This window comes from Streptomyces sp. BE303 (genome assembly GCF_036290945.1).
Taxonomy (GTDB): domain Bacteria; phylum Actinomycetota; class Actinomycetes; order Streptomycetales; family Streptomycetaceae; genus Kitasatospora.
Map to the genome: position 1 here is coordinate 1 of NZ_JAQYWZ010000055.1, position 556 is coordinate 556.

Consider the following 556-nt stretch of genomic DNA (forward strand, 5'->3'; position numbering starts at 1 on the left):
GAGCGGGTCGCCGCCGTCCCGGTCCTGACCGTAGGTGGCCAGGAGGGCCTGGGCCTCGATCGGGTCGCCGAGCGTCGTGCCGGTGCCGTGCGCCTCGACCGCGTCGACGTCCTGCGGGTTCAACCCCGCCTGCGCCAACGCGGCCCGGATCACCCGCTGCTGCGACGGACCGTTCGGCGCCGTCAGACCGTTCGACGCACCGTCCTGGTTCACCGCCGTACCCCGCACCACCGCCAGCACCCGACGACCCGCAGCCCGCGCCGACGACAACCGCTCGACCAGCAGCATGCCGACACCCTCGGACCAACCCGTCCCGTCCGCGTCCGCACCGAACGACTTGCACCGGCCGTCGGCAGCCAGCCCGCGCTGACGCGAGAACTCCACGAACACATCCGGGTTCGGCATCACGGTGACGCCGCCGACCAGCGCCATCGAGCACTCGCCCGACCGCAGCGCCTGCGCGGCCAGGTGCAGCGCGACCAGCGACGACGAGCACGCCGTGTCCACCGTCACCGCCGGCCCCTCCAGGCCGAACGAGTACGAGACGCGGCCGGAC

1 protein-coding gene is annotated in these 556 nt (G+C 73.7%); it reads right to left on the reverse strand.

Translation table 11 applies throughout. The annotated features are described in order from the left end of the window. The coding region (locus PUR56_RS00190; protein WP_329947333.1) for a polyketide synthase at window positions 1-556 on the reverse strand (556 nt) is incomplete at both ends.